General features: G+C 72.2%; 9 protein-coding genes. 7 read left to right on the top strand and 2 right to left on the bottom strand.

Going from position 1 to position 11639, the window contains the following annotated elements; all coding sequences use genetic code 11:
• Window positions 1–52: 52 nt before the first annotated feature.
• Window positions 53–844 carry a trypsin-like serine protease gene (locus tag ACFZBT_RS03355; RefSeq protein WP_391097892.1) on the top strand — a complete coding sequence of 264 codons (792 nt, stop codon included), beginning with the start codon at window positions 53–55 and terminating at the stop codon, window positions 842–844.
• Window positions 845–936: 92 nt separating this feature from the next.
• Here ACFZBT_RS03355 and ACFZBT_RS03350 read toward each other — a convergent pair whose 3' ends face one another.
• Window positions 937–2034 carry a DNA glycosylase AlkZ-like family protein gene (locus ACFZBT_RS03350; RefSeq protein ID WP_391097891.1) on the bottom strand — a complete coding sequence of 366 codons (1098 nt, stop codon included), beginning with the start codon at window positions 2032–2034 and terminating at the stop codon, window positions 937–939.
• Between the two features lie 126 nt (window positions 2035–2160).
• Here ACFZBT_RS03350 and ACFZBT_RS03345 point away from each other — a divergent pair, with 126 nt between their 5' ends.
• Window positions 2161–2586 carry a DUF6003 family protein gene (locus ACFZBT_RS03345; protein ID WP_391097890.1) on the top strand — a complete coding sequence of 142 codons (426 nt, stop codon included), beginning with the start codon at window positions 2161–2163 and terminating at the stop codon, window positions 2584–2586.
• Window positions 2587–2622: 36 nt separating this feature from the next.
• Here the strand turns inward: ACFZBT_RS03345 and ACFZBT_RS03340 are convergent, their stop codons facing one another.
• Complete coding sequence (locus ACFZBT_RS03340; protein ID WP_391097889.1) at window positions 2623–3588, bottom strand: YhjD/YihY/BrkB family envelope integrity protein; 966 nt, start codon at window positions 3586–3588, stop codon at window positions 2623–2625.
• A 145-nt stretch (window positions 3589–3733) separates the two neighbouring features.
• Here ACFZBT_RS03340 and ACFZBT_RS03335 point away from each other — a divergent pair, with 145 nt between their 5' ends.
• The 5 genes from ACFZBT_RS03335 to argG all read left to right on the top strand — a co-directional run bounded on the left by ACFZBT_RS03335 (window position 3734) and on the right by argG (window position 11490).
• Window positions 3734–4843 carry an AI-2E family transporter gene (locus ACFZBT_RS03335; protein ID WP_391097888.1) on the top strand — a complete coding sequence of 370 codons (1110 nt, stop codon included), beginning with the start codon at window positions 3734–3736 and terminating at the stop codon, window positions 4841–4843.
• Between the two features lie 103 nt (window positions 4844–4946).
• A complete protein-coding gene (locus ACFZBT_RS03330) occupies window positions 4947–6755 on the top strand; it encodes a methylmalonyl-CoA mutase family protein (protein ID WP_391097887.1) in 1809 nt (602 codons plus the stop codon).
• Complete coding sequence (gene scpA, locus ACFZBT_RS03325) at window positions 6755–8929, top strand: methylmalonyl-CoA mutase (protein WP_391097886.1); 2175 nt, start codon at window positions 6755–6757, stop codon at window positions 8927–8929. The genes ACFZBT_RS03330 and scpA overlap by 1 nt, the downstream gene beginning before the upstream one ends.
• A complete protein-coding gene (gene meaB / locus ACFZBT_RS03320; protein ID WP_391097885.1) occupies window positions 8926–9918 on the top strand; it encodes a methylmalonyl Co-A mutase-associated GTPase MeaB in 993 nt (330 codons plus the stop codon). The genes scpA and meaB overlap by 4 nt, the downstream gene beginning before the upstream one ends.
• Window positions 9919–10035: 117 nt before the next feature.
• Entirely contained in the window at window positions 10036–11490 is a 1455-nt protein-coding gene (argG, locus tag ACFZBT_RS03315) for an argininosuccinate synthase (RefSeq protein ID WP_391097884.1), read from the top strand.
• Window positions 11491–11639: the final 149 nt, after the last annotated feature.

Raw genomic sequence — 11639 nt, 5'->3', positions numbered from 1 at the left:
GCTTCACCACCACCCGCGCGACCCCCCACCGGCAACTCCCCCAAGGAGACCCATGTTCGGGTTCAACCGTGCCAAGAAGGCCGCCGCCGCCGTCGCGGCGACCGCTGCCGCCGCCGCGACCGCGCTGCTCACCGCTCCCGCCGCCGTCGCCGCGCCCCAGCCGATCGTCGGCGGCAGCACGACCACGACGACCGCGTACCCGTTCGTCATGCAGATCACGGACGCCTCGCAGAACCAGTTCTGCGGTGGCACGCTGGTCTCGCCCACCAAGGTCGTCACCGCCGCGCACTGCATGGTCGGTGAGACCACCAGCAGCGTGCGGGTGGTCGGTGGCCGTACCTACCTCAACGGCACCAACGGCACGGTCAGCAGAGTCAGCAAGATATGGATCCACCCGAGCTACACGGACGCCACCAACGGCGACGACGTGGCCGTGCTGACGCTGTCGACGTCGATGCCGTACACCACGGCGAAGTACGTCACCTCGTCCCAGACCTCGGTGTACGCGGCCGGCGCCACCGCCCGCATCCTGGGCTGGGGCACCACGTCCGCGGGCGGCAGCTCCTCCAACCAGTTGCGCACCGCGACGGTTCCGACCGTGTCCGACTCCAGTTGCGCGAGCTCCTACGGCTCGGACTTCGTGCAGAGCGACATGGTGTGCGCCGGAAAGACCTCCGGCGGCGTGGACACCTGCCAGGGCGACAGCGGCGGTCCCCTGCTCATCGGGGGCGTCCTGGCAGGCATCACCTCCTGGGGCGAGGGCTGCGCCCAGGCCGGTTACCCGGGTGTCTACACCCGGCTGACCACCTTCTCCAACCTGGTCACGACCCAGGTCAACTCGTGACCCCCCGATAGCTCCTGAGTACCACTCAGGTGAAAGACCAGGGGGCGTTGCGGGCCTCCACGAGCGGCCCGCAACGCCCCCTCTCCATGCCGTCAGCCCCGTACGACACCGAAACGGATGTCGTACGACCTCCCCGGGTGCATCACGCGCAGCATCCGCTCACCCTCGGCGGTGACCTCGTCCCGCCGGTCCCGCGTGAGCCGGTCGAAGGGCTCGATGACGAGGGCGTGGTCCTCCAGTCGCCACAGGCCCGCGAGGAAGCCGTCGACGAGGAGCGTGGGGTAGGCGATGTTGCCCTGCCAGGAGCGGCCCCGGTACTGCGGCGGGACGACGCGGGTGCGGTCCGCGTGGGAGAGCAGCAGGTTGTCGAACTCGGGCAGGAAGCGCGGCGGGGCCAGGGTGTCCGGGTCGGGGCGGGGGGCGTCCGGGAGATCGAACAGCTCGACGCCGCCCTCGTCCTGGAAGGTGACGAGTCGCGGGCGGAGCCGTTCGAAGGCGTCCCGCAGACGGGTCAGTCCGGCCCAGGTCTGCATGTCCTTCACGGAAGCCGGGCCGAAGGCGGCGAGGTAGCGCAGGACGACCGCGTCGGGGGTGGGGGCGGGCTCGGCCGGGCGGCCCAGCCAGTGCTCGGCGGTGGTGAGGCTGACCTGCCCGCTGCGGCCCCACAGGCCGCGCGGGGTCACCTGCACGAGCGGCAGCCGGCAGCGGGCGGCGACCGCCAGGGCCTGCGGATCGGCGTCGGGCCACTCCTGGAGCAGGGCCTCGCGCAACTGCTTCATCGTGCGGGGCTCGGCCTCGACGAGGTCCCGGGCGAGAGCCGCGAGCCGGTCCAGGTCGACACCGGCGAGTCCCTTGCGGAACTGGACCAGCTCCCGGTCCCGGGCGGGCTGCACCAGCGGCCTCAGGGTGAGGCAGTCGTCCGCGGTGTGGGTGTGGATGGTGGAGCGCATCGTGACGATACGGACGACCGCGCGGTCGGCCATCGGCTTCGACAGCGCCTCGGGTTCGAATCCGTCGAGGCGGGCGGCGAGCGCGTAGTACGGAGGCTTGACGTTCTGCGCCTGGAGACCGACCAGATGCCCGACGGCCGCGACGGCGGACATCCGGGCGGGGCGCAGCAGCAGTTGCCTCTCGAGGGTGGCCCGGTTGAGGGCACGGGGACCGAGGACGCTCCGCTGGGTGTTCGCCATGAGGGCACGTTAGCGGGACTTGCGGACAGGTTCCGGCCGCGATGACCGGGACTCGTGGAGCCGGTGGTAATCCGGGCGCGGTGGGGTAAAGGAAGTCGATCAGCCCCCGTCGAGAAGGAGTCGAGGATGACCGACGACGCCTACCTGTTCCTGCTTGACGACCCGTCCTCGCCGCTCGGCGTGGCCCCGGCCGCCGTCGGTGATCTCGCCTGCATGGAGACTCCCGCGGTACGCGCGTGGCTGGACGCCCAGGGCAGCACGCCGGCCTCCCCTCAGCTGCGCCTGCTGCCGCCGGAGGAGACGGCGGCCATCCCCGAGGGAGCGGAGCGGCTGCCCGTCCCGCTGGGCGAGGAGGAACTGAGCCGGGTCCGCCACCTGAACGCACCGCAGGCGCTCGCCCGGGTCGAGGAGGAACTCCTCGCCTTCCGCGACAGCGCGGAAGGCCGGGACGGCCTGATCGCCCGCGCGCTGGCCGCCGGCGTGGCACCGCACCGCATCGTCGAACTGACCGGCGTGGATCCCACGACGGTGACCGCGGCGACGAGCGGCTGACGCCGGGGCGGCCGCCCCGGCGCGGTGCCGGTAGCGTCACCCGCCCGGTCCGGGATCCGGCCGGACGGCCGAGGTGATGCCGGCGCGGGCCGCTTCCAGCTGGGCGGCGAACGCGAGGCCGAGGAAGAGCGCGACGGCGGTGAGGTTGGCCCACAGCAGCAGGGCGATGAAGGCGGTGAGCGGCCCGTACACGGCGCCGAAGGCACCGCTCTCCTCGACGTACAGCGCGAGCAGCCAGGTGGCCGACACCCACAGCAGGAGGTGCACCGCCGAGCCGAAGGCCAGCCAGGTGTAGCCGGGCTGGACGCGACGGGGCGACCAACGGAAGATCACGGCGGAGGCCACCCAGGCCAGCGCGAGCCCCACGGGGATGTCGAGGACGCCCCACCACTGCGGTCCGCTGCCCTGACGGCCCGCGGACTTCGCCACCGCGTCGCCCACGGCCTCACCGGCGACGAGGACGACGAACCCCAGCACCAGGGGCAGACCGGCGGCGAGCGCGAGCACGATCCCCCGCGCGTACTTGCGCGGGAAGGGACGGTCGCGCTCGATTCCGTAGATACGGTTGGCGCCGCGCTCGATCTGGCCCATGGCCGAGGCGAGGTTCAGCAGCGCGAATCCCAGGCCGAGCCACAGGGCGAGCGTGCTCCAGACGTCGCCGTGAGCGGTGCGCCGCGTCCCCTGGAAGGCCTCCTCGACGATCTCGGCGCTGGCCCCCGGCACGATCCGGCCGAGCGTGAGCTCGATGATCCGGCCCAGGCCCTCGGTGTGCACCGACGTGGCCAGCCCGACGAGCGCCACGGTGCACGGAACCAGTCCGAGCACCACCTGGAAGGCGAGGGCCCGCGCGTTGCTGAAGCCGTCCGCGTAGCGGAACCGTGCGAAGGAGTCGGTCAGCAGCCGCAGCCCTCCGTAGTGGCGCAGGGCGGTGAACGCCTCGTCTCCGGAGAGCTCGTCTCCGATCATGTCCCGGGTCTGGGGGACGTGGACGGCGGTACCCATGGCGTGGACGCTCCTTGTCGGACGGCTGGTCCTTGTCCGGATTCCCTGTCCTCTTCCCCCGACGCCGCGCCCGCCGGTACCGGCCTTCGGGGGAATTCCGTGGCCGCGGCGCGGTCCGGCGGGCGGTGGGTGGTACGGGCATGAGATGGCCGCGTCTGTCGAACCGCCCGTCTCGCCGTCCGGACGTCCGGGCGGTGGGGAGCCGCGTGTGCCGGACTGGCTGCGCACCGCGGGCGCGTACGCCTGGCGGGTCATCGCCGTCGGTGTCGTCGTCCGCTTCGCCTTCTCCGTGCTCGGGCAGTTCCACCGGATCGCCGTCGCCGTCTTCCTCGGTCTCGTCATCGCCGCCGTGCTGCGCCCCGCGGCCGGTCTGCTGGCCCGGTTCATGCCCAGACCGCTCGCGGTGGCCGTCGCGATGGTCGGCGGCATCGTGCTCGTCCTCGGGGCGCTGGCCCTGGTGGGCGAGACCGTGGCGGAACAGCGCAGCGGACTGGAGCGGGAGTTCGTGGCGGGGATCGACCGGATCGAGCGCCAGCTGGAGGAGCCGCCGTTCCGGCTTCCGGCGGACGCCTTCGCCGATCTCCAGACCCGGATCGGCAAGCTGCTGTCGAGTCATCGCTCCACCCTCATCAGTACGGCGCTCAGCGGCGCGAGCCGGCTGCTGGAGGTGCTGACCGTGCTGGCGCTGGCGCTGTTCTGCGCGGTCTTCTTCACGCACTCGGGCGAGCGGCAGTGGCGGTGGATGTGCGAGCAACTCCCCGACGGGGCGCGGCAGCGCGTCACGGTCGCGGGCCGGGCCGCCTGGCGGACCTTCACCGGCTACACGCACGGCATCCTGCTGGTGGCGGCGACCAACGCGGTCCTCGTGGGCATCGCCCTGTTCGCTCTCGGAGTGCCGCTCGCCGTGCCGCTGGCGCTGCTGGAGTTCCTGGCCGCCTTCATCCCCCTGATCGGCTCGCCGATCGCCCTGGCGGTCGCGGCCGTCGTCGCGCTGGCGACGAAGGGGCCGCTCATCGCGCTGGTGGTGGTGGCCCTGATCGTGATCATCGGTCAGATCGAGGGCCATGTCCTGCACCCCGTCGTGATGAGCTGGGCCGTCCGGCTGCACCCGGTGGTGGTGGCCCTGGCGGTCGTCGGCGGAGCGGTCGCGGCGGGGGTGATCGGCGCCGTGGTGGCGGTACCGCTGGTGGCCGTGGTGTGGTCCGTGTACCAGGCGCTGCGCGGGTCCGGGGACCAGGTCACGTCACCGGCGTGAACGCCTCCCCGGCTCAGGGAGACCGAGGCCACAGTCAGGGAGAGGGCAAGGTCACAGCCGCGCCCACTCCTGCTCTTTCGTTAACGTGGCCTAACATCCGAGCATGACGGTCCTGCCTGACGACGGGCTTGAGCTGGCCGGCGAGTTCCCTGATGTGCCCCATGAGCAGTGGCAGCGCCTTGTGGCGGGTGTGCTGCGCAAGTCGGGCAAGGACGTCGAGGGAGCCGAGGCCGAGGAAGCCCTGTCCACCGCCCTGGAGGACGGGTTGCGCACCCGGCCCCTCTACACCGCGCGCGACAACGCCCCCGAGCCTGGTTTCCCCGGGTTCGCGCCCTTTGTGCGAGGCGGCCGCGCCGAGGGGAACACGGTCGGCGGCTGGGACGTACGGCAGCGGCACGCGGTGGCCGATGGCGCCACGGTGCTCGCGGACCTGGAGAACGGCGTCACCTCCCTCTGGCTGACCGTGGGCGAGGACGGCATCCCGGTGCCGTCCCTCGGCACGGTCCTCGCCGGCGTCTATCTCGACCTGGCACCCGTCGTCCTCGACGCGGGACGCGAGACCGAGCCCGCCGCGCGGGAGCTGCTGCGGCTGTACGAGGAGCGGGGCGTCGCGCGGGACGTGGCGCGCGGCAACCTGGGCGCGGACCCGCTCGGCCACGAGGCCCGTACCGGACAGGGGTACGACGTCGCGCCGGTGGCGGATCTCGCGCGGCGGTGCGCCGGGGAGTACCCGGGGCTGCGGGCGCTGACCGTGGACGCGCTGCCGTACCACGAGGCCGGCGGTTCGGCCGCCCAGGAGCTGGGCTGCTCGCTGGCCACGGCGGTGGCGTATCTGCGGGAGCTGACCGAGGCCGGTCTGAGCGTCGAACAGGCCTGCGCGCAGCTGGAGTTCCGGTACGCGGCGACCGCCGACCAGTTCCTGACGATCGCCAAGCTGCGGGCCGCGCGCCGGCTGTGGGCGAGGGTCGCCGAGGCCTGTGGGGCCCCGCGTGCGGGCGCCCAGCTCCAGCACGTCGTGACGTCGCCGGTGATGATGACGCGCCGCGACCCGTGGGTGAACATGCTGCGCACGACGATCGCGACGCTGGCCGCGGGGGCGGGCGGGGCCGACTCGGTCACCGTGCTGCCCTTCGACCACGCACTCGGCCTGCCCGACGCGTTCGCCCGCCGCATCGCCCGCAACACCTCCACGATCCTCATCGAGGAGTCGCACCTGTCCCGGGTGATCGACCCGGCGGGCGGCTCCTGGTACGTGGAGCGGCTCACCGACGAACTCGCCCAGGCGGGCTGGGAGTTCTTCCGGCGGATCGAACGCCTCGGCGGCCAGGCGGCCGCCCTGCGGTCGGGCGACCTCGGCCAGGACCTCGCCGACACCTGGGCGGCCCGCAGCGGCAAGCTCGCCAAGCGGCGCGAACCCATCACGGGCGTCAGCGAGTTCCCCCACCTCGCCGAGAAGCCGGTCGTCCGCGAGCCAGCTCCCGAGCCGAGGTCCGGCGGGCTGCCGCGGGTGCGCCGCGACGAGGCGTACGAGGCCCTGCGCGCCCGCTCCGACGCCCACCTCGCGGCGACCGGGTCCCGGCCCCGGATCTTCCTGGCCGCGATCGGCCCGGCCGCGGCCCACACCGCACGCCTGACCTTCGCCTCGAACCTCTTCCAGGCGGGCGGCATCGAGCCCGTCACGGAGGGCACCTTCGAGGAGAGCGGCGCGAGCGAGGCCGTGCTGTGCTCCAGTGACGCCCTGTACGAGGAGCAGGCGGAGACGGTGGCCGGGCAGCTCAAGGCCGCAGGCGCCGCGCAGGTGTTCCTCGCCGGGCGGCCGGGGAACCACCCCGGTGTCGACCGTTACGTCTTCGCGGGCTGTGACGCCGTCGCCGTGCTGTCCGCCACCCTCGACCGCATGGGAGTGTCCTGATGGGAATCCCCGACTTCTCCGGGATCGAGCTGGGCTCCCCGGCCCCCGACGGCGGCCCCGACGAGTGGCGTACGGCGGTCAAGAACGCCTCGGGCGGGGACGACCTGCTCTGGGAGACCCCGGAGGGCATCGCGGTCAAGCCGCTGTACACCGGCCGTGACCTGGAGGGCCTGGACTTCCTGGACACCCGCCCGGGCCAGGCGCCGTATCTGCGCGGCCCCTACCCGACCATGTACGTCAACCAGCCCTGGACGATCCGCCAGTACGCCGGTTTCTCCACGGCCCAGGAGTCGAACGCCTTCTACCGGCGCAACCTCGCGGCGGGCCAGAAGGGCCTGTCGATCGCCTTCGACCTGCCCACCCACCGCGGTTACGACAGCGACCACCCGCGCGTGACCGGCGACGTCGGCATGGCGGGCGTGGCCATCGACTCCATCTACGACATGCGGCAGCTCTTCGACGGCATCCCGCTGGACAGGATGACCGTGTCGATGACGATGAACGGCGCCGTGCTTCCGGTGCTCGCGCTGTACATCGTGGCGGCGGAGGAACAGGGCGTACCACCCGAGAAGCTGGCCGGGACCATCCAGAACGACATCCTCAAGGAGTTCATGGTCCGCAACACCTACATCTATCCGCCGTCGCCGTCGATGCGGATCATCTCCGACATCTTCGCGTACACCTCGCAGCGGATGCCCCGCTACAACTCCATCTCCATCTCCGGCTACCACATCCAGGAGGCGGGCGCGACGGCCGACCTGGAGCTGGCGTACACGCTCGCGGACGGTGTGGAGTACATCCGGGCGGGCCGTGAGGCCGGCCTGGACGTGGACGCGTTCGCGCCCCGGCTGTCGTTCTTCTGGGCGATCGGCATGAACTTCTTCATGGAGGTCGCCAAGCTGCGCGCGGCGCGCCTGCTGTGGGCGAAGCTCGTGAAGCAGTTCGACCCGCAGAACGCCAAGTCCCTTTCCCTGCGCACCCATTCGCAGACCTCGGGCTGGTCGCTGACCGCGCAGGACGTGTTCAACAACGTGACGCGCACCTGCGTCGAGGCGATGGCGGCGACCCAGGGGCACACGCAGTCGCTGCACACCAACGCCCTCGACGAGGCGCTGGCCCTGCCCACGGACTTCTCGGCGCGCATCGCCCGCAACACGCAGCTGCTGCTCCAGCAGGAGTCCGGCACGACCCGCGTGATCGACCCGTGGGGCGGCAGCGCGTACGTGGAGAAGCTGACGTACGACCTCGCGCGGCGCGCCTGGCAGCACATCCAGGAGGTCGAGGCGGCGGGCGGCATGGCCAAGGCCATCGACGCGGGCATTCCCAAGCTGCGCATCGAGGAGGCCGCGGCCCGCACCCAGGCCCGGATCGACTCCGGTCGCCAGCCGGTCATCGGCGTCAACAAGTACCGGGTCGACAGCGACGAGCAGATCGAGGTCCTCAAGGTCGACAACTCCTCGGTGCGGGCCCAGCAGATCGAGAAGCTGCGGCGGCTGCGCGAGGAGCGGGACGAGACCGCCTGCCGGGACGCGCTGGACGCGCTGACCCGGGCCGCCGGAGGCGAGGGCAACCTGCTGGAGCTGGCGGTGAACGCGGCCCGCGCCAAGGCCACCGTCGGGGAGATCTCCGACGCCCTGGAGAAGGTGTACGGGCGGCACGCGAGCCAGATCCGTACCATCACCGGCGTGTACCGCAACGAAGCCGGGGAGTCGCCGTCCGTGGACCGCACCCGCACCCTCGTGTCCGACTTCGAGGAGGCCGAGGGGCGCCGTCCGCGCATCCTGGTCGCCAAGATGGGCCAGGACGGCCACGACCGCGGCCAGAAGGTGATCGCCACCGCCTTCGCCGACCTCGGTTTCGACGTGGACGTCGGCCCGCTGTTCCAGACCCCCGCCGAGGTGGCCCGGCAAGCCGTCGAGGCGGATGTGCACATCGTCGGGGTCTCGTCGCTGGCGGCCGGTCACCTCACCCTCGTACCGGCGCTGCGCGAGGCGCTGGCCGAGGAGGGGCGCGAGGACATCATGGTCGTGGTGGGCGGGGTGATCCCGCCGCAGGACGTGCCCACACTGCTGGAGATGGGCGCGGCGGCCGTCTTCCCGCCCGGGACGGTGATCCCGGACGCGGCGTACGACCTGGTGAAGGGGCTGGCGACCGACCTCGGGCACGAGCTGTGATCGATGTCGACGCGTACGCGAAGGGCGTACTCGACGGGAAGCGGGCGATCGTCGCCCGCGCCATCACGCTCGTCGAGTCGACCCGGCCCCAGCACCGGGCGCTGGCCCAGGAGTTGCTGACCGAGCTGCTGCCGCACAGCGGGCGGGCCCGGCGGATCGGCGTCAGCGGGGTGCCGGGCGTGGGCAAGTCGACGTTCATCGACGCGTTCGGGACGCTGCTGACCTCGCTCGGGCACCGGGTGGCGGTCCTGGCCGTCGACCCGTCGTCCAGCCGTACGGGCGGCTCGATCCTGGGCGACAAGACGCGGATGGAGCGTCTGGCCGTGGACCCGGCGGCCTTCGTCCGCCCCTCCCCCACGGCGGGCACGCTGGGCGGAGTGGCGAAGGCCACCCGTGAGTCGATCGTGGTGATGGAGGCGGCCGGCTACGACGTGATCCTGGTGGAGACGGTCGGCGTCGGCCAGTCCGAGACCGCGGTCGCGAACATGGTCGACTCCTTCCTGCTGCTCACCCTCGCCCGCACCGGCGATCAGCTCCAGGGCATCAAGAAGGGCGTCCTCGAGCTGGCCGATGTGATCGCCGTCAACAAGGCGGACGGCCCGCACGAGCGCGACGCCCGGGCCGCCGCGCGTGAGCTGGCGGGCGCCCTGCGCCTGATGCACGGCAAGGACGCGGCCTGGACCCCGCCCGTGCTGAGCTGCAGCGCCCGCGAGTCGGCCGGCCTGGACACGGTGTGGGAGCGCCTCGAACAGCACCGCACCCTGCTGGACTCGACCGGCCGCCTCGCCGCCAAGCGCCGTGACCAGCAGGTCGACTGGACCTGGACCATGGTCCGCGACGAACTCCTCGGCCGTCTGAAGGCGGACCCGGCGGTGCGGGCACTGGCGCCGGCCCTCGAACAGCGGGTCAGGGACGGGGAGCTGACCCCGACCCTGGCCGCCGAGCGGATTCTCGGGGCGCTCGGGGGTTCCGAGCAGGACCTCGTCTGAACTGACTCTGAGCTGATTCTGAGTTGATTCCGGCCGGATCGGGGCCTGCCCCGACCCCCCGGCCGGAATCCATACACGCTACTTGCATGATTATGCGTGATGATACATACTCTTCCTATGTCCAAGGTCCTCACCTCCCTGCCCGCCGGCGAGCGCGTCGGCATCGCCTTCTCGGGCGGTCTCGACACGTCCGTCGCGGTCGCGTGGATGCGCGACAAGGGTGCCGTCCCGTGCACCTACACCGCCGACATCGGCCAGTACGACGAGCCCGACATCGCCTCGGTGCCCGGCCGCGCGAAGACCTACGGTGCCGAGATCGCGCGCCTGGTCGACTGCCGTGCGGCGCTGGTCGAGGAGGGCCTCGCCGCGCTGACCTGCGGCGCGTTCCACATCCGCTCGGGCGGGCGGGCGTACTTCAACACCACGCCCCTCGGCCGTGCGGTCACGGGCACGCTCCTGGTCCGGGCGATGCTCGAGGACAACGTCCAGATCTGGGGCGACGGCTCGACCTTCAAGGGCAACGACATCGAGCGGTTCTACCGCTACGGACTGCTCGCCAACCCGCACCTGCGGATCTACAAGCCCTGGCTGGACGCGGCGTTCGTCACCGAGCTCGGCGGCCGCAAGGAGATGTCGGAGTGGCTGCTCGCCCACGGGCTGCCCTACCGGGACAGCACGGAGAAGGCGTACTCCACCGACGCCAACATCTGGGGCGCCACCCACGAGGCCAAGACCCTGGAGCACCTGGACACCGGCGTCGAGACCGTCGAGCCCATCATGGGCGTCCGGTTCTGGGACCCCGAGGTCGAGATCGCCACCGAGGACGTGACGATCGGCTTCGAGCAGGGCCGCCCGGTGACGATCAACGGCAAGGAGTTCGCCTCCCCCGTCGACCTGGTCATGGAGGCCAACGCCATCGGCGGCCGGCACGGCCTCGGCATGTCGGACCAGATCGAGAACCGGATCATCGAGGCCAAGAGCCGCGGCATCTACGAGGCGCCCGGCATGGCCCTGCTGTACACGGCCTACGAGCGGCTGGTCAACGCGATCCACAACGAGGACACCCTCGCCCAGTACCACGCCGAGGGACGGCGGCTCGGCCGGCTGATGTACGAGGGCCGCTGGCTGGACCCGCAGGCGCTGATGATCCGCGAGTCGCTGCAGCGCTGGGTGGGCGCGGCCGTCACCGGCGAGGTGACACTGCGGCTGCGGCGCGGCGAGGACTACTCGATCCTCGACACGACCGGCCCGGCGTTCAGCTACCACCCGGACAAGCTGTCCATGGAGCGCACCGAGGACTCGGCGTTCGGCCCGGTGGACCGGATCGGCCAGCTCACCATGCGCAACCTCGACATCGCCGACTCGCGCGCCAAGCTGGAGCAGTACGCCGGCATCGGCCTGATCGGCACCGGCAGCCCCACCATCGGCGCCTCGCAGGCGGCCGCGACCGGCCTCATCGGCACCATGCCGGAGCTGCCCGAGGGCGGCGCCGAGGCCATCGCCTCCCGCGGCGAGGTCTCCGAGGAGGACGCCTGGCTGGACCGCGCGGCGATGGAGTCCGGCACGGACTGACCGCTCCCCCGCACGAAGAGGGCCGGGCCCCCCCCCGGGGGGGGGGGGGGGGGCCGGGGGGGGGGGCCCGGGCGCGGGGGCCGGCCCCGGGGCCGAGGCCCCGGGGCAAGCGCCGGGGGGCGCCCCCAACCCGGCCCGGCCGGCTGGGG

Origin of the sequence: Streptomyces sp. NPDC008137, from assembly GCF_042957035.1 — a bacterium.
In the GTDB taxonomy this organism is placed as follows: domain Bacteria; phylum Actinomycetota; class Actinomycetes; order Streptomycetales; family Streptomycetaceae; genus Streptomyces.
The sequence above is the reverse complement of the archived record's forward strand: the minus strand, read 5'-3'. Positions and strand labels throughout refer to the sequence as shown.